This window comes from Exiguobacterium sp. EA-TM-5 (genome assembly GCF_053878415.1).
Genome location: NZ_CM132670.1, coordinates 1,112,942 through 1,131,540 on the forward strand (window position 1 = coordinate 1,112,942; position 18,599 = coordinate 1,131,540).

Annotated in this window: 16 protein-coding genes; 15 read left to right on the plus strand and 1 reads right to left on the minus strand. The window is 48.7% G+C overall.

Annotated elements, in window-relative coordinates; all coding sequences use genetic code 11:
• The first annotated feature begins 60 nt into the window (after window positions 1–60).
• The 13 genes from prfB to ACV3PA_RS05785 all read left to right on the plus strand — a co-directional run bounded on the left by prfB (window position 61) and on the right by ACV3PA_RS05785 (window position 16,084).
• A complete protein-coding gene (prfB, locus tag ACV3PA_RS05725; RefSeq protein ID WP_023469245.1) occupies window positions 61–1,161 on the plus strand; it encodes a peptide chain release factor 2 in 1,101 nt (366 codons plus the stop codon).
• Window positions 1,162–1,219: 58 nt separating this feature from the next.
• On the plus strand, window positions 1,220–1,987 hold the full coding sequence (locus ACV3PA_RS05730; RefSeq protein WP_053454188.1) for a class I SAM-dependent methyltransferase: 768 nt from the start codon (window positions 1,220–1,222) through the stop codon (window positions 1,985–1,987).
• Window positions 1,987–2,490 (plus strand): GNAT family N-acetyltransferase, encoded by a 504-nt coding sequence (locus ACV3PA_RS05735; protein ID WP_456125817.1) that lies wholly within the window; start codon window positions 1,987–1,989, stop codon window positions 2,488–2,490. Before ACV3PA_RS05730 ends, ACV3PA_RS05735 begins: the two co-directional genes overlap by 1 nt.
• A gap of 97 nt (window positions 2,491–2,587) precedes the next feature.
• On the plus strand, window positions 2,588–3,457 hold the full coding sequence (locus ACV3PA_RS05740) for a YitT family protein (protein WP_053454186.1): 870 nt from the start codon (window positions 2,588–2,590) through the stop codon (window positions 3,455–3,457).
• 115 nt (window positions 3,458–3,572) lie between these two features.
• A complete protein-coding gene (cccB, locus tag ACV3PA_RS05745; RefSeq protein WP_200904902.1) occupies window positions 3,573–3,947 on the plus strand; it encodes a cytochrome c551 in 375 nt (124 codons plus the stop codon).
• Window positions 3,948–4,141: 194 nt separating this feature from the next.
• On the plus strand, window positions 4,142–4,828 hold the full coding sequence (gene ftsE, locus ACV3PA_RS05750) for a cell division ATP-binding protein FtsE (protein ID WP_023469240.1): 687 nt from the start codon (window positions 4,142–4,144) through the stop codon (window positions 4,826–4,828).
• On the plus strand, window positions 4,818–5,717 hold the full coding sequence (gene ftsX, locus ACV3PA_RS05755; RefSeq protein WP_456125818.1) for a permease-like cell division protein FtsX: 900 nt from the start codon (window positions 4,818–4,820) through the stop codon (window positions 5,715–5,717). Before ftsE ends, ftsX begins: the two co-directional genes overlap by 11 nt.
• 40 nt (window positions 5,718–5,757) lie before the next feature.
• Window positions 5,758–7,140 carry a murein hydrolase activator EnvC family protein gene (locus tag ACV3PA_RS05760; protein WP_053454184.1) on the plus strand — a complete coding sequence of 461 codons (1,383 nt, stop codon included), beginning with the start codon at window positions 5,758–5,760 and terminating at the stop codon, window positions 7,138–7,140.
• Between the two features lie 94 nt (window positions 7,141–7,234).
• Entirely contained in the window at window positions 7,235–8,659 is a 1,425-nt protein-coding gene (locus tag ACV3PA_RS05765; protein WP_456125819.1) for a S41 family peptidase, read from the plus strand.
• A gap of 22 nt (window positions 8,660–8,681) precedes the next feature.
• Window positions 8,682–9,845, plus strand: coding sequence for a PDZ domain-containing protein (locus tag ACV3PA_RS05770; protein ID WP_053454182.1), 1,164 nt, complete (start codon window positions 8,682–8,684; stop codon window positions 9,843–9,845).
• Between the two features lie 204 nt (window positions 9,846–10,049).
• The gene (gene uvrB, locus ACV3PA_RS05775; RefSeq protein WP_053454181.1) at window positions 10,050–12,017 is read left to right on the plus strand and encodes an excinuclease ABC subunit UvrB; all 1,968 of its coding nucleotides are present in this window, start codon (window positions 10,050–10,052) and stop codon (window positions 12,015–12,017) included.
• A 1-nt stretch (window position 12,018) separates the two neighbouring features.
• A complete protein-coding gene (uvrA, locus tag ACV3PA_RS05780) occupies window positions 12,019–14,874 on the plus strand; it encodes an excinuclease ABC subunit UvrA (RefSeq protein WP_053454180.1) in 2,856 nt (951 codons plus the stop codon).
• A 100-nt stretch (window positions 14,875–14,974) separates the two neighbouring features.
• Entirely contained in the window at window positions 14,975–16,084 is a 1,110-nt protein-coding gene (locus tag ACV3PA_RS05785) for a DUF4097 family beta strand repeat-containing protein (protein WP_053454179.1), read from the plus strand.
• 236 nt (window positions 16,085–16,320) lie between these two features.
• Here the strand turns inward: ACV3PA_RS05785 and ACV3PA_RS05790 are convergent, their stop codons facing one another.
• Window positions 16,321–16,707 carry a hypothetical protein gene (locus ACV3PA_RS05790; protein ID WP_053454178.1) on the minus strand — a complete coding sequence of 129 codons (387 nt, stop codon included), beginning with the start codon at window positions 16,705–16,707 and terminating at the stop codon, window positions 16,321–16,323.
• Window positions 16,708–16,830: 123 nt separating this feature from the next.
• On the opposite strand from ACV3PA_RS05790, the gene hprK reads away from it, so the two are divergent.
• Window positions 16,831–17,766 (plus strand): HPr(Ser) kinase/phosphatase, encoded by a 936-nt coding sequence (hprK, locus tag ACV3PA_RS05795; protein ID WP_023469231.1) that lies wholly within the window; start codon window positions 16,831–16,833, stop codon window positions 17,764–17,766.
• The gene (gene lgt / locus ACV3PA_RS05800) at window positions 17,766–18,599 is read left to right on the plus strand and encodes a prolipoprotein diacylglyceryl transferase (protein WP_053454177.1); all 834 of its coding nucleotides are present in this window, start codon (window positions 17,766–17,768) and stop codon (window positions 18,597–18,599) included. Before hprK ends, lgt begins: the two co-directional genes overlap by 1 nt.

The following is an 18,599-nucleotide window of genomic DNA, read 5'->3' on the forward strand; positions in this document are numbered from 1 at the left end:
TCGACTGAAAGAGAGGCAGGAGATTCCTGCCTCTTTTCACGGAAAGAGAAGGTGGAACACATGGAATTAGCAGAAATTCGCAACACCGCCGAGTGGATGGAAAAGAAACTCGACGAATATAAGGCATCACTTGACCTCGAATCGAAGATTGCTCGGATCGAAGAACTTGAAAACGAGATGACGTACCCAGACTTCTGGAACAACCAGGAATCAGCACAAAAAGTCATCGATGAGTCGAACGGCTTAAAAGCGATGGTCGACAAATACAAGGAACTTGAAGCAGGTCACGAGAACGTCGCTTTGACGTACGAATTGATCAAGGAAGAGCCGGATGCGGATCTTCAAGAAGAGCTCGAGTCAGAACTCGGCGACCTCAAGAAGAAGTTCGAAGACTTCGAACTTCAAATCCTCTTAAACGGAGAATATGACGCGAACAACGCGATCCTCGAGTTACACCCAGGTGCGGGTGGGACCGAGTCGCAAGACTGGGCATCGATGTTGCTCCGGATGTACCAACGTTTCTGCGACAAGCAGGGCTGGAAAGTCGAAACGATGGATTATCAACCAGGTGATGAAGCCGGTGTCAAATCGGTCACGCTTCGTATTCAAGGGCACAATGCCTATGGATACTTAAAAGCCGAAAAAGGGATCCATCGTTTAGTCCGGATCTCACCGTTTGACTCATCAGGTCGTCGTCATACATCGTTCGTCTCGTGTGACGTCATGCCAGAATTCAACGATGACATCGATATCGAAGTCCGTACGGAAGACTTACGGATCGATACGTACCGTGCCTCTGGTGCGGGTGGTCAGCACATCAATACGACGGACTCGGCTGTCCGGATCACACACGTTCCAACAGGTGTCGTCGTCTCATGTCAACAAGAACGTTCGCAGATCAAAAACCGTGAAGCGGCGATGAAGATGTTGAAAGCGAAACTCTATCAACGTGAAATCGAAGAGCAACAAAAGAAACTCGACGAAATCCGTGGTGAAAAGTCGGATATCGCGTGGGGTAGCCAAATCCGTTCGTACGTCTTCCACCCATACAGCATGGTCAAGGATCACCGGACGAACTATGAAGTCGGGAACACACAAGGGGCAATGGATGGCGACATCATGGGCTTCATCGATGCGTACCTCCGTCTCATGAATATGTAAGATAACTAACCAGTCGGACGATGTTCGACTGGTTTTTTGACCGTCAGGGGGAGAAGAGATGAAGGAGCAAAGTCGAATCAACAAACAAGCTTGGGAGTACCGAGCATATGAGTTTTGGGAGAAACGTGACGGAACACCGGCAGAATATGCTGCCATCATCAAAGTAAATCCCGCAGCAATGCTGAAGAAACACCGGCATTATTTCGAAGACGTCGCGGGGAAGACGATTGCGAACATCTGCGGTTCAAATGGACGAAAAGCCGTTCCGTTGGCGTTACTCGGGGCAGACGTCACGGTGTTCGATATCTCAGAGGAGAATGCTACGTACGCACTTGAACTAGCGGACCACGCTGAGACGAAAATCGAGTACATTGTCGGGGATGTTTATGAAATCGACCTTGAGCGATACAGCGATACGTTTGATATCCTCTACTTAGAAGGCGGCATCTTACATTACTTTGCTGATCTAGAGCGTTTCTTACAGATTCTCTTTACGATGTTAAAGTCCGGTGGTCAGCTGATCCTCAGTGATTTTCATCCGGTCGGACGCTGGATTAATGCGGATCTGACGTATCGACCGCGTTACTTCGATCAAGCTGTGCAAGCTGATGACTTGGCGTACAAACGGCACTTTACGGATCATGAACAAGGTGATTTTCCAGATGTGTCTGTCCGCTATTTTACACTAAGTGAAATTCTAAACGGCGTCATCAAGACGCGATTCACATTGCAACAGTTCGACGAGCATCGCGGCTGGAACGGTGAGAACATTCCGAAAGAGTTCACGATACTTGCAACCAAACCATTCGAAGGGAGAAATGTCTGATGATCATCCGGAAAGAAGGCTTCAAGGATGCAGCGGGAATCCGGCTCGTCCATGAAGCGGCGTTCGAGCAACCGAACGAAGCGAATCTCGTCGATGCCTTACGTGAGGACGAAGCCGCTCGACCGGTCTTTGGTCGGGTCGCGGTGACCGATAAAGGAGAAATCGTCGGTCATGTTCTATTGAGCCGAATCCATATCGATGACATCCCGTCGCTTGCCTTAGCACCAGTTGGCGTGTTGCCGGTCTGGCAACGAAAAGGGATTGGTTCCGAGTTAATCCGGCAAGTGATTGAAGATGCGCGGGACGCCGGTGAAGCACACATCGTCGTCCTCGGGCATGACAGCTATTATCCGCAGTTCGGTTTTGAACGGGCGGTCGACTACGGCATTGAGCCATCGTTCCCTGTCCCGCCGGAAGTATTCCTAGTTCTTGCGCTCGAACGGAACGCTTTGCGTGGTGTCAGCGGAATCGTCCGCTACAGTCCACCCTTTAGTGCGGTATAAAGGGAACACTGTGAGTTGTTCCGCCTATCTAGTCGTTGTCTGACTTTTCCGCTAAAATGAAACACGAGAATCAATCGATAAGGGGAAATGGAATGTCATGACATCGACACGTCAGGAAGTCGTGCGCGATTATGCGTATTTGTTAATCGGGTCCTTGTTCGTCGCAAGTGCCTTTAGTTTATTTTTAGCACCAAATCAACTCGCCTCAGGAGGCGTCAGTGGGTTATCGATCGTCTTAAACGATCTGTTTGGCATCTCACCCGGGTTATTCCAGCTCGTCGCAAACGTTGTTTTGCTGGCAATCGGCTGGATGATCCTCGGGATGGGCTTTGGTGTCAAATCACTCGTCGGTTCGATCTTCTTACCGGTCGTCATCCTCGTGTATGAACGGTTCGACGTTCCGGCTGCGACGACGAATCCGATGCTTGCTGCGATTTTCGGCGGTGCCGGTGTCGGAATCGGACTGGGTCTGATCTTCCGTGGTCGCGCTTCGACCGGTGGGATGGATTTGATCGCGCAAATCCTGCATCGTTTCACGAAGTTGCCGCTCCATCTGTGTATTGCTTTGCTTGACGGAACGATCGTCATCAGTGCGGCGACGATTTTCTCGCTTGAGATCGGCTTGTATGCTCTTGTTGCTTTATTTATCACGATCAAGATGATTGACGTCGTCCAGCTCGGGATCACAAACGACAAGCTTGCCTATATCATCTCCGATCAACGGGAAGCGTTAGTGAAGGAGATCTTTGAGACGCTCGATCGTGGCGCGACCGAGATCGAAGCAGCAGGCGCATTCACGCGGACGCGCAAACCAATGCTAATGGTTGTCGTTCGTCAAGGGGAAATCACGACGCTCAAAGAGATCGTCAAACACATCGATCCGTCGGCGTTCCTCGTCGTCAGTGAAGCCCATGAGGTCCTTGGACTCGGCTTTACAGACGATAAACGCTATCGCAATGTGCCGTAATTGTTCTTAAAACGTGAAGTTTTTGTGAAATTAGGCTTAACTCCTCTAGATAACGGTTATACTTTAACTAGGTCAGAAGTGTTTATGTAGATACTTATAAGAGGGGGAAATCCGGATGAAGCTGAAAAACTTATTACTAGCATTAGGTCTAGGGACGACGCTCGCGCTCGCAGCATGTGGCGGTAGTGACGATTCAAGTTCAGACGACTCGTCGTCAGGGACAAAAGAAGAATCTACGATGAAAGATGATTCGTCGAAGACAGAATCAGCAGTCGACGCGGAAAAAATCTTTGCGAACAACTGTGCTTCGTGTCACGGGAACAACCTTGAAGGGAACGTCGGTCCGAACCTAACGAAGGTCGGCTCGAAATATTCTTCAGAAGAAATTCAGAAAATCATCAAAAACGGGAAAGGGCAAATGCCTGCTGGAATCCTGAAAGATGATAAAGAAATCGTGGCTGTTGCCGACTGGCTCGCCGCTAAAAAATGATTATGGGATATGATGGGGTACGAGATGACAGACACGACATGTGTTCGTCATCCGTGCCTCTTTTTTATGGTATAATCGCCTGAAATGACATTTGATTGTAATGTGCGTTCAATTTTGTCCCTGTTATAATGGTGTTCGGTAGGTTTTTAGACCTATCGATTCAGCATCAGTAAACCAGTAAGGATGTGAAGTACGTGATCAAGATGCAACGAATCAGTAAGATTTATCCGAACGGCGTCACGGCACTGCGTGAGGTCGATTTGACGATTGATCAAGGCGAATTCGTCTATATCGTCGGTCCGTCGGGTGCGGGTAAGTCAACATTCATGAAAATGATGTACCGCGAAGAGAAACCAACGAGCGGTTCATTTTTATTTAAAGGAATTGAAGTCGGGAAACTGAAGAACCGTCAGATTCCAGAACTCCGTCGCCAAATCGGCGTCATCTTCCAAGATTTTAAATTATTGCCGTCATTGACGGTTTATGAAAATGTCGCCTTCGCACTAGAAGTCGTAGGAGAAGACAAATCACAAATCCGCCAAAAAGTGCTTGAGGTACTCGATCTCGTGAAGCTTAAGCATAAGGAACGGAACTATCCGGATGAACTATCTGGGGGCGAACAACAACGGATCTCGATCGCGAGAGCCATCGTCAACCGCCCGTCACTCGTCATCGCGGATGAGCCGACTGGGAACTTAGATCCGGATACAGCATGGGAGATCATGGAAGTGTTCGAAGAAATTTATCGCCGTGGGACAACGGTCGTAATGGCGACACACAACCGGGATATCGTTAACAAGATGCGTCATCGTGTCTTAGCGATTGATGGTGGAAAAATCGTCCGAGACGAAGAGAAAGGAATGTACGGCTATGAAGTTTAATGGATTCCGTCATTTACGGGAAGGGGCAAAAGGTCTCGTCCGGAACGGCTGGATGACATTCGCTTCTGTCAGTGCCGTTACCGTTACACTACTTCTCGTAGGAATATTCGCAATGCTTATGTTCAACGTCAATAAGATTTCTGATAACGTCGAAAAAGACGTCGAAATCCAAGTGTTCGTCGAACGGGAAGCCGATCAGGCAAAAATTGATTCAGTCGGCGATTCACTGAAGCAATTACCGGGAGTCGCCTCTGTTCGTTATAGTTCGAAAGAAGAAGAACTGGACCGCTTCAAGGAGCAACTTGGCGAAGGTTCACAAGCGTACCGGTCCGTTGAAAAAGATAACCCGCTTCACGACCGATACATCGTCAAAGCTACCTCACCAAAAGAGACAGAAACACTTGCAAATTCCATCAATAAAATGGAAAATATATATAGTGTCGAATATGGTAAGGACTATGTTAAAAAGATGTTTAACTTCCTTGAAGGAGTTCGGATCGGTGGAATTATCCTGATTGTCGGCTTGACGTTCATGGCGATGTTCCTCATTTCGAATACGATTAAAGTCACGATCTTCTCCCGTCGCCGGGAAATCGAGATCATGCGTCTCGTTGGAGCGAAAAACGGATTTATTCGTGCACCGTTCTTCGTTGAAGGGTTGTTGATGGGTATATTAGGTGCCATCATCCCGATTGTCGTTGTCTACTTTGGTTACGAAGCCTCGTATAATGCGATTCAGCCTCAGCTGTTAACGATTAACGAAGGAATCTTCTCACTGATTCCGCCAGGTCAATTATCACTAGAGGTCGTCTCAATCTTACTCGGTCTCGGTGCATTCATCGGTGTCTGGGGATCGACAACATCACTTGGTCGTTTCTTGAAGATTTAATTGATTCACTCAAAAATAAAATAGAGGAGAGATGCTTCTCATGAAAGTCCGATTCTATTCTGTCGTCCTGAGCCTAGCTTTGATTGGAACTAGCGTGTCCGTTCATGCCACGTCGAAAGAAGATTTGTTGAAGGAACAACAGGAGGTCGAAAGCCGTCTAAAAGAGACGGAAAGATCGCAGAATCAGACATCAGAGAAGTTGATCTTGACGAAACAGCAGCGCAAGGAAGCCCGTGCGCAACTGGATGAAGTCAACAGCCGTTTGGATGATTTAGCGCGTAAGATAGCCGATCAACAAGCGGCTGTTGCTGCATCTAAGGAACAATTGCGTCTAACGGAAGAAGCAATCTCCGAGACGCTGAAAGAACTGCATCAGCAAGAAGATCTACTTGGCAGTCGCTTACGTGCCGTCCAGCAAAAAGGGGACGTCACCTATATCGAAGTCTTGCTCGACGCAAAGGATTTCGGTGATTTGATTTCGCGCTTTAGCACGGTCAGTGAGATCATCAAACAAGATGATGATGTTCTACAAGCTTATAAAACGAACGTCACTCAGCTGAATGAACAAAGGTCGGATCAAGCCCTGTTGCTCGAGAGTCTAAAACGAGAGCAACGGAAACTACTTGTCCTTCAGACGCAAATCATTGCGGAATCAGATTTGAAGCGGAAGCTGGTCGTGCAGTTGAATACGAAAGTAAAAGCGTTGCAACAAGAGCAGTTCTCAAAAGCCGAAGAGTCAGAAATCCTCGCTGATCAGCGACAATTGATTCAAAATGAATTGGCTGCTTTAAAAGAAGCAGAACGAAAAGCAAAAGAAAAGGCAAAGCGCCGGGCAATCGAGGCAGCACGTCAAGCAGAAGCGAAGCGAGTAGCGGAAGCTAAGCGACAAGCAGAAGCCGCACGTGCTGCTGAAGCGAAACAACAGGAGACGGAAGTTCCAAAAGCAGAACCATCCGTTCCGAAAGTCGAAACACCCGATAAAACTAATACACCGACAGACGTCGAGTCGAGCCGTCCGTTTCATTTACCAGTGCAAGGATATGTTTCATCACCGTTCGGTCCACGGAACAATCCATTGACCGGAAAACCTGAAATCCATAAAGGGATTGACCTCGTCAATGCGAAAGGGACAGCGATTCATGCCGCAGCCGGTGGCATCGTCCTCCGTGCCGGTAGTGCGACAGGGTATGGCAACGTCGTCATGGTGACACACTTGATTGACGGCAAGGTCTACACGACCGTTTACGCGCATCTGGAGTCAATCGATGTAAAAACGGGTCAAACGGTCATGCCGGGTCAAACCGTCGGGACGCTTGGCTCCACCGGTTGGTCGACAGGTCCTCACCTGCACTTCGAATTGCATAAAGGAGAGTGGGCTGCCGGTCAACCGAATGCAGTCGACCCAGCACCGTACATCTTTTAACATCCCATAGAATACCGAAAAGATAGGGTAACCTATCTTTTTTTGCTATACTGAAAAAAATAATGCGTTTTTTAACGGAAGTGGGGAATCAAGCGTGAAAAAATCTACAACAGCAGTCATCGCGGTCAGTACCTTCGGGCTTGGTTTAGGGGCAGGTGCTGTCGGGATGTTGGCGGCAGGCGGAACGGATTCCGTCTCGACATCATCGTCTTCTTCGAATGCAACGGGGGATTGGAAAAAAATCGATCAGGTGCGTCAAATGATCGAACAGAACTATCTAGAGGACGTGACGGATAAAGAACTGCTGGATGGTGCGTTATCCGGGATGGCGGAAGTGCTCGACGACCCGTACTCGGTCTACATGGATGAGTCAGAGACGGCATCGTTCAATACGAATCTGTCGTCTTCGTTTGAAGGGATTGGGGCAACGCTTGAACAAAAAGGTGAGTCGATCGTCATCGTCTCACCAATCAAAGGCTCACCCGCTGAAAAAGCGGGCATCAAACCGGGCGACGTCATCTTAGAAATTGATGGTAAGTCGACAAAAGGTCAAAAGACGGATCAAGCGGTCAAAAAAATTCGTGGTGAAAAAGGGACGAACGTCGTCCTGACGATTCAGCGCAGTGGTCAAGACGCGATGGATATCACGATCAAACGGGATACGATTCCGATTGAGACGGTCTATACGTCGACGGAAGACGTCAACGGGAAGAAGATCGGTGTCTTGCAAGTGACACAGTTCTCGGAACCGACAGCAGAAGAGTTTGAGAAGGGTCTTGCGAAACTCGAGAGTCAGAATATTGATGGACTCGTCATCGACGTCCGAGGGAACCCAGGTGGTCTACTAACGGCTGTCTCGAAAATGATTGCACCGTTCATCCCGACGGATGTTCCGATTTATCAAGTAGAGAACAATAAGGGAGAGCGTCAGCAGGAATTCGGGAAGGCAGACGAGAAGAAACCTTATAACATCGTCGTGCTCGAAGACGGCGGATCGGCATCGGCGTCTGAGATTTTAGCAGCTGGTCTGAAAGAAGGTGCTGGGGCTGAGGTCGTCGGTACAAAATCGTTTGGTAAAGGAATTGTCCAAAGTGCCTATGACCTGAAGGACGGTAGCGACTTGAAGTTGACGACGAACAAATGGCTAACACCGGACGGCAACTGGATCCACAAAAAAGGGGTCAAGCCGACGATTGAAGTCAAGCAACCGGCTTACTTTAACGTCACGAAGATTTTGACTGACAAAAAGTCACTCGCAGTCGGTGATTATGGAAAATCGGTCGAAAACGCTCACCTGGTCCTTGAAGCAATCGGTTACGAGCCAAAAGGACAGGACGGCTATTTCGGTGACACGATGAAGAAAGCCGTTGAAGCCTTGCAAAAGGATGCGAAGCTTGATGTCACAGGAAAAATCGATCAGCAGACGGCGGGTGAGATGGAGACACGTCTCCTGAAGAAACTCGAGGATGACAAGAATGACGTTCAGCGGAAAAAAGCACTCGAGGTCGCTGCTCAATAATAAGGAATGGAAAGAGGTCTGAATGCGCGTGGAATTACTCGATGAAATTGGTTGGACCGCGATTAGTCTCATCGCCAGTCCGACCTTGTGGTTAGCACTCCTTGTCAGTTGGGTCATCGGCATCCGGCGTGTCAAACGGGAGCGTGGTCTGTTCCGCTCCCGGACACACGGAAAACGAAGCGATGTTCTCGAAACACTTTTACCGGGGCTACTCGTTGGTCTTATCTTATCCGTCGTCAGCGGATGGCTTGGATTAACGGTGACACCACAATACGCTCTGATGTTACTTGGACTTTCAAGCGTGCTATTGTTAATCGGCATCGTTCGCTTAAACGTACCGCTTTGGCCAATCGTCTTACTTGGACTTGCCGGCTGGTTCGTGATGGATTCGCGTCTCGATTCAGTTCGCGCAGTCGATCCGAAGATGATTTTATTACTTGCGACGGTAACACTCATCGCTGAAGTTGTCCTCGTCTGGTGGCGTGGGCAACGCCGCCTGTCCCCGTCACTCGTCGTCTCGAAGCGTGGTCGCTTCATCGGTGGCTTGTCAGCAAATAAGCTTTGGCTCTTGCCACTGCTCGTCTTCGTTCCGGGCGACGTACTCGAGACATGGTGGCCACGTTACAGTTTCCCGGGACTCGTTCCAATCATTGTGTGGTTACCGATTGGCTTCAGCTTCCTCTTTACCGGTAAGTTACCGAAGGAGTTGATGCGTCCACTCGTCCAAGGACGTTTGATCACGAGTCTCGTTGCAATCTTGTTGACGGTTCTTGCATACGTCACCGGACAAGCTGAATGGCTGTACGGCATCATTTTGTTGCTCGTCCTGCATATTCTGTTGCATCAACGGGTCAAACGTTTGAACCGGGCACAAACACCGCTCTTCCTTAATGGAACGCGTGGTGCGGTGATTCTCGGGACACTTCCCGATAAACCGGCTGCCGAGATGGGCTTGATTCCGGGGGAAGCGATTTATAAAGTCAACGGTGAAAAGGTCGACTCGGAAGCGTCGTTCTATGAAGCCATTCAAAAACACAAACCGTATCTGCGTCTTGAAGTCATGAACCATAACGGGGACATCCGTTTTGCGCAACGTGCCTTCTATGAACAAGATCATCATGAACTCGGTATCCTGTTCGTGAACGAGCCGGCCCATGGTCGGACGAAGGTTCGGTCCTTACATTAAAGAGTACATCCCTGTCACGGAACATCCGTGATAGGGATTTTTTTGTAAACGAAAAATCGATGTGCAACACTCGAAGCAAAAAGAAACTTTTGCATTTTCGAAAAAAAGGGTAACTTCCTAAAAGGAGCACTTCATAATCGAATGTTTGTTCGTAAAGTGGTACAATAAAAATAGATTTTTTACGTGATGAGGGGGAAGCAAACGATGGATTTTGAACTCGTTTCACCATTTGAGCCAGGCGGTGATCAGCCGACGGCAATCGAAAAATTGGTGACTGGGCTAAAACAAGGCGAACGACATCAGACGTTGCTTGGGGCGACCGGTACAGGGAAGACGTTCACAGTGTCGAACGTCATCAAGGAAATCAAGAAACCGACGCTTGTCCTTGCCCACAACAAAACACTAGCGGGACAACTCTACTCGGAGTTCAAGGAATTTTTCCCGAACAACGCGGTCGAGTACTTTGTTAGTTTTTATGATTATTACCAACCGGAAGCATATGTCCCGTCGACCGATACGTTCATCGAGAAGGATTCCTCAATCAATGATGAAATTGACAAGTTGCGTCACTCGGCGACGTCCGCCTTGTTCGAACGGGAGGACGTCTTGATCGTTGCCTCTGTCTCGTGTATCTATGGTCTCGGTAACCCGGAAGAATACAACAACCACGTCTTGTCACTTCGTGTCGGTAATGAGATGGGGCGTAATGAGATGCTCCGTCGCTTGATCGACATTCAATATGAGCGAAACGATATCGACTTCCAGCGCGGACGGTTCCGCGTCCGAGGAGACGTCGTTGAGATCTTCCCGGCGTCGCGTGATGAGCAGTGTGTACGAATCGAATTCTTCGGTGACGAGATTGAGCGGATTCGTGATATGGATCCGTTAACAGGTGAAATCATCGCGGACCGTGAGCATATTTCAATCTTCCCGGCGTCCCACTTCGTGACGGGGGATACCCGTTTGCAGAAGGCAATCGCGAACATCGAGAAGGAACTTGAAGTGCAGCTTGCGAAGTTACGTGAAGACAATCAATTACTTGAAGCACAACGGCTCGAGCAACGGACGAACTATGACCTCGAGATGATGCGTGAGATGGGCTATTGCTCAGGAATCGAGAACTACTCGCGTCATTTGAACTTGATGCCGGAAGGGGCAACACCGTATACGTTGATCGATTACTTCCCGAAAGACTTCTTACTCGTTGCTGACGAGTCACACGTGACACTGCCGCAAATTCGCGGGATGTACAATGGCGACCAAGCGCGGAAACAAGTCCTTGTCGATCACGGTTTCCGTCTGCCTTCAGCAAAAGACAACCGTCCGCTACGGTTCGAGGAGTTCGAAGAAAAAGTCAGTCAGGCAATCTATATCTCGGCGACACCGGGACCGTATGAACTCGAACATTCAAAAGAGATGGTTGAGCAAATCATCCGTCCGACGGGTCTTGTTGATCCGACGATTGAGATTCATCCGATTACCGGACAAATCGATTATTTGATGGACAACATCCGCGATCGCGTGGCGAAGAACGAGCGTGTCCTCGTTACGACATTGACGAAGAAAATGTCGGAAGACTTGACCGATTATTTGAAGGAACACGGGGTCAAGGTCAACTACATGCACTCGGAGATCAAGACACTCGAACGAATTGAAATCATTCGTGACTTACGACTCGGGAAGTACGACGTCCTCGTCGGGATCAACTTACTTCGAGAAGGACTTGATATTCCGGAAGTTTCGCTCGTAACGATTCTTGATGCCGATAAAGAAGGTTTCCTCCGGTCAGACCGTTCACTAATCCAGACGATTGGTCGGGCAGCACGAAACTCAGAAGGTCATGTCATCTTGTTTGCTGATAAAGTCACTGATTCAATGCAACGAGCAATCGATGAGACAGAACGTCGTCGCGCGATTCAGATGGCATTTAACGAAGAGCATGGCATTACGCCGCAGACGATCAAAAAAGATGTCCGTGGTGTCATTAGTACGACGATCGAGAGCGACGATACCGTCGAAAAACTCGAGAAGTTTAACAAACTCAAAAAACCGGAGCGCGAAACGTTACTCGAACAGCTCGACCAAGAGATGCGTCAAGCGGCGAAGGACATGCAGTTCGAACGAGCTGCCGAGCTCCGCGACCTCATATTAGAATTGAAAGCAGGTGCCTAAGTTGGGAGAAAAGAAGAATCAGATTATCATCAAAGGCGCTCGCGTCAATAATCTACAAAACATCGATGTCGAAATTCCCCGTGACCAACTCGTCGTCTTGACGGGTCTGTCCGGGTCAGGGAAATCGTCGCTTGCCTTTGATACGATTTACGCTGAAGGACAGCGTCGTTATGTCGAAAGTTTATCGGCTTATGCCCGTCAGTTCCTCGGACAGATGGATAAGCCAGATGTCGACACGATTGAAGGATTAAGTCCAGCGATCTCGATCGACCAGAAAACGACGAGTAAAAACCCACGATCAACGGTCGGAACCGTGACGGAAATCTATGATTATCTTCGACTATTGTACGCACGGATCGGGAAACCGATCTGTCCGAATCACGGAATCGAGATTTCGAGTCAGACAATCAGTCAGATGGTCGACCAAGTAATGGAACAACCAGAACGGACGCGTCTGCAAATCCTCGCGCCGATCGTCTCCGGACGAAAAGGAACGCACGTTAAAGTCCTCGACGATCTTAAGAAAGAAGGTTTCGTCCGTGTCCGCGTCAACGGAGAGACACTTGATCTCGCGGAAGAAATCACGCTTGAGAAAAATAAGAAACATTCGATTGAAGTCGTCGTCGACCGTGTCGTTGTTCGACCAGACGTCGAAGCCCGCCTCGCCGATTCGCTTGAAACAGCGCTTCGTCTCGCTGACGGTCGTGTCATCGTCGATACGATGGATGGAAACGAACTCTTATTCAGTGAACACCATGCTTGTCCGATTTGTGGCTTCTCGATTGGTGAACTCGAGCCACGGATGTTCTCGTTCAACTCGCCGTTTGGTGCTTGTACGTCATGTGATGGACTGGGGACGAAACTTGAGGTCGATGTCGATCTCGTTGTGCCGCATCCAGATAAGTCATTGAACGAAGGGGCAATCGTGGCGTGGGAACCGACAAGTTCGCAGTATTATCCACAATTGCTTAAAGCGGTCTGCGACCACTTTAAGATTGATATGGATACACCGTTCGAACAGTTGTCAGAAGAGCATCGCGAAACACTCTTGAATGGAAACACCAAAGAAGAAATCCATTTCCGTTATGAAAATGATTTCGGAATGGTCCGGAATACGGATCTCTACTTCGAAGGTGTCCTCAATAATTTACAACGTCGTTTCAAGGAGACGTCATCTGATTACATCCGTGAACAGATGGAAGGCTATATGGCGAAGAAGGCATGTCCGACATGTAAAGGACATCGTTTAAAACGGGAATCACTTGCCGTCAAAGTATCCGATCACCACATCGGTGAAGTGACAAAGATGTCCGTTAAACAAGCGGTCATGTTCTTTGACGAACTACCAGAGAAATTAAGTGAGAAAGACAAGACGATTTCAAAAATGATCGTCCGTGAGATTCACGAACGCGCGTCGTTCCTCGAGAACGTCGGTCTCGATTACCTGACGATCTCTCGTGCAGCTGGTACGTTGTCTGGTGGGGAAGCGCAACGGATTCGTCTTGCAACACAAATTGGTTCGCGTTTGACGGGTGTCCTTTACGTCCTCGATGAACCATCGATTGGTTTACATCAACGCGATAATGATCGCTTGATCAATACGCTAAAAGCGATGCGTGACCTCGGGAACACATTGATCGTCGTCGAGCATGATGAAGATACGATGATGGCAGCTGACTATTTGATTGATATCGGACCAGGTGCTGGCGATCACGGTGGTTTCGTCACGGCAGCCGGGAAACCAGAAGAACTGATGAAGGATGCGAACTCGCTGACCGGTCAATACTTGTCTGGGAAGAAGTTCATCCCTGTCCCATCGACACGCAAAGAGTCAGACGGTCGGATGCTCCACATCCACAAAGCGTCGGAAAACAACCTGAAGAACGTTGATGTCGACATTCCGCTTGGTTTATTCGTTGCCGTTACGGGTGTGTCGGGATCCGGGAAATCAACATTGATCAATGAGATTCTCTATAAGACGATCGCCCACGAGATGAACCGGGCGAAGGAAAAGCCGGGTGCCCATAAAGGCATCACCGGTCTCGACCAAATCGACAAGGTCATCGATATCGATCAATCGCCAATTGGTCGGACACCACGTTCGAACCCAGCAACGTATACTGGTGTCTTTGATGATATTCGTGACGTCTTTGCTTCAACGAACGAAGCAAAACTTCGTGGGTACAAAAAAGGACGCTTCAGTTTCAACATCAAGGGTGGACGCTGTGAAGCGTGTCGTGGCGATGGAATCATTAAGATCGAGATGCACTTCTTACCGGATGTCTATGTTCCGTGTGAAGTCTGTCACGGGAAACGTTATAACCGCGAAACACTTGAAGTGAAATATAAAGGCAAAACGATTGCCGATGTCCTTGAAATGACAGTCGAAGATGCACTCGCTTTCTTCGAGAACATTCCGAAAATCACGCGGAAACTACAGACGATTGCTGACGTTGGACTCACGTATATGCGTCTCGGTCAACCCGCGACGGAATTGTCCGGTGGGGAAGCACAGCGCGTCAAGCTGGCGTCTGAGTTGCATAAGCGTTCGACCGGGAAGACAATTTATATTCTCGATGAGCCAACGACAGGGCTGCACGTCCACGATATTGCGCGTCTTCTGAAAGTCTTGCAACGTCTCGTCGACAATGGAGATACGGTACTCGTTATCGAACACAATTTAGACGTCATTAAGACGGCCGACTACTTGATTGATCTTGGACCAGAAGGGGGCGACGGCGGCGGAACGATCGTAGCTGCCGGTACACCGGAACAGATCGCTGAAGTTAAAGCATCGTATACGGGACATTATCTCGCTCCGGTCCTTGAACGGGATGCGGCACGAATTGAATCGTGAAACTTTTGTGGATGAGGATTCGTAGGAAGGAACTAAGGGAACTTAAACGAAAGTATCATGTAACACACGTTTGAGGTTCAAGAATAGGAGGGAACGGTTCATGAAGCAAGATATGCGTCAATTGATATTGGAGCAAGTCAAAGAAGGAAAGTTAACGATTGATGAGGCACTTGATAAACTTGAGCGACTCGAATCAATCGACGAACGTGCTACTTCTGCAAGTGAACATAAGTACGTCGATGAACCAGAACAGTATGATCGGGTCGACCAGTATTCCGTCGATTCGCTGACGACGAAAGTCATGTCAGCATTCGATAATCTCGTCAGCCGGATCAAGGACAGTGATCTTTCACTCAATCAGGCGTCAGGTCCGAACGTTACCTACGTCAAACAATTCCCATTCAGCGGAGAGACGGTCCACGTCGATCTGTTCAATGCGAACTTGGTCGTTGAACCGAGTGATCTTGAAGAATGCGAGTTGACGGTGACGGGGCGTCCGCTCCGCCGCCAACAGGTGACGGAAGAACAAGCGCTTGAGCAACTTCAGGCAGCCGTCCAACATGCGGTTTCAGCAAACACACTATCCATCCGTCTAAAGGATAAGAGTGTCCGTGCGACGGTCCATCTGAAAGTTCCACGCCGCCATTACGAATCATTCGTCTTACAGACGTTGAACGGTGAGATTTCGTTATCGTCACTCGATACGACGTCCGCTCAACTGATGACAGCGAACGGTCGAGTCAATGTCCGTGACCTCTTCAGTGAAGATGTCAAAGTATCAACAGCAAACGGCTCAATCGAAATCGAAGAGTCAGAGTTGAAGGTCTTGAAGGCGAAGACAGCCAACGGTCAGATCATCACGACGGGTGTCTTCGAACGCTCGGAACTGAAAACAGCGAACGGAAACGTTCGTTGCGAACTGAAGACGGCGCAAAACGCGAAAGTCAAAGCTTCATCGCTTGCCGGAAGCATCGCCTTGATGTTGCCGCATGGCGCTGAAGTCTACGGAGAACTTGAGACGAACTTCGGTGGTCTCAACTGTAACCTCGACGACATGGAATTGATCCGGGATCAAAAAGAGATCGTCAACCGGAAGCTTCATTTCGTATCAGGTCGCGGTCGTTCACCAAAAATCGAGGTCGAAGCCGATACGAAGACAGGTACGATTTCTGTCACGCACGGCGTTCACCTCAGTCCACAAGCGTTATAAGCATACCGGCGTAACTTCTTGAAAAAGAGGTTGCGCTTTTCTTATGACGTTGTATCCGCTTTGCGTACTTTTTCTTAGGCGAGACTGTCGCGGCTTCATCGTTCTGTCTGGGTCTCGTTTGTCTCTGACAGCGCGGATAACTGCGCTTTCTCCTGTAGGAGGCACGCAAGCGGAGCGACGTCGTCTACACACATAAAACCCCCATCCTCCTTGAAGAAGATGGGGGTTTTCGTGAATCAATAATTGTAATCCTGATCCATCATCGGTTCATCGAAGTTCATGTTTTCGATGTTATTCATGTCATACCCGAATGAGAGTAAGGCGATGACGCCGATGACGGCAAGCACGATCGAGACGAGGATCAGACCGAGGCCGAGCCAGCTCTTTCCCCGTGAACGATTCCAATAGAAGATGATTGCAAGGACGTAGGAGATGAATGACCCACTGATGAAGACCCCGATAATCGAAATGATGAAGAATAAAAGGGCTGTTTGATCCTGATTCCGGGAGTAGGCTTTCCACATATCAATCAGCGAAATCACGAGATAGACGAAACCAGCAATTGCGAGAATCCCAAATAAAATAAGTATTAAAACGAACCAAATGCCGCCAGCTGACATCATGGCAAAACCTCCTTCAAAATATTAACTCTTTATTCCATTCCCAAGAAATCAAGCTTCTAATCCAATTCCATAAATCGAATAAAAATATGGTACAATACTTCAAGTGAAAGGGGCTGATGAAGCGTGCAACCAAAAGTGCGAACAGCTGAAATCGTAAAACAATTCAATCTCCACATCGTCACGGGAGAAGAGGGCTTACATCGCCCGATTCTGACGGCCGATTTGTGCCGACCTGGCCTTGTGCTTGCCGGTTATTATGCCTATTATCCGGCAGAACGTCTTCAAATTCTCGGTAAAACGGAATTGACGTTCTTCAATAATTTAACGTATGAGGAACAACGCGAACGAGCGAACGTCCTCTGTACGGATGAAACACCTGGTATTTTGATCACACGAGGATTTGACGTACCGGAAGCAATCATCCAAGCCGCAGACGAGACGAACGTACCACTGTTGACAACAAAAGGGCATACGACATCGGTCGAGTCACAGATCACGAACTTCCTCGAAGCAGAACTCGCGCCAACGACGGCAATGCATGGTGTCCTCGTTGATATCTATGGTGTTGGTGTCTTCATTAAAGGTGCAAGTGGTGTTGGTAAATCGGAAACGGCACTCGAACTCGTCAAACGCGGTCATCGCCTAGTAGCGGATGACTCGGTCGAGATTCGTCAAACCGGTGACGGGATTCTAGTCGGAACCGCACCGAAATTGATTCAACATCTGCTTGAGATTCGTGGAATTGGGATCATCGATGTGATGACGTTGTTTGGTGCAGGTGCTGTTCGCTCGCACAAGAAAATCAGCCTCGTCTGTAACCTCGAGATTTGGGATCAGTCGAAAGTTTATGACCGCGTTGGTCTCGATCAAGAGACACTCCAAATCATCGATACGGAAATTCCGTTCCTGACGATTCCGGTTCGCCCCGGACGAAACCTTGCTGTCATCATCGAAGTCGCAGCGATGAACTATCGTCTGAAAAACATGGGCATCAACACAGCAGAAGAATTCGCGGGACGTCTCGCGCAAGCAATTGAAGATGGGAATGGTGGTCTTTGATGGGAACTTTAGCCTCTGTACAACCAACGTTTGACCGCGTGGCGATTGAGATTGGTCCAGTACCGATTTACTGGTATGGCATCGTCATCGCACTCGGTGCAGTCGTTGGACTGTTGATCGCGATCTTCGAATCGAAGCGAATTGGCTTCAACGAAGAGTATGCGGTCGATGTCGTCATCTGGTCGATTCCGATCAGTATCATCTGTGCACGTATTTACTACGTCGCGTTCGAGTGGGACTACTACAGTCAGCATCTCGATCAGATCATCAATATCCGTCAAGGCGGGATCGCGATTCACGGTGCGATCATCGGTGCGATCTTGACGGTCATCATTTATACACGTAAGAAAAAGATTTCGTTCTGGCAAATTGCTGATATCTTGGCACCGTCACTCTTATTCGGACAAGCCGTTGGACGCTGGGGCAACTTCTTCAACCAAGAGGCGCACGGTGGTGAGACGACGTGGTCGTACTTACAAGATACGTTGCACTTGCCAAACTGGATCGTTAATCAGATGTATATTGATGGAACGTACTACTTACCAACGTTCCTTTATGAAAGCATTTGGAACATTATCGGTGTCATCCTGTTGATCGTTTGGCGGATGAAGTTCAATCCACGTCGTGGATATGTCTTCCTTGGTTATCTTGTCTGGTATTCGATTGGACGCTACTACATTGAAGGACTCCGGACGGATAGTCTGATGATGGCTGATGGACTCCGGACAGCACAAATCGTCTCGATTTGTCTGATCATCTTTGGTGTGATCATGTTCGTCGTTCGTCGCAACGCCGTTCGTTACTTGGATGGTTCAAAAAAGGAGGCGAAGTAA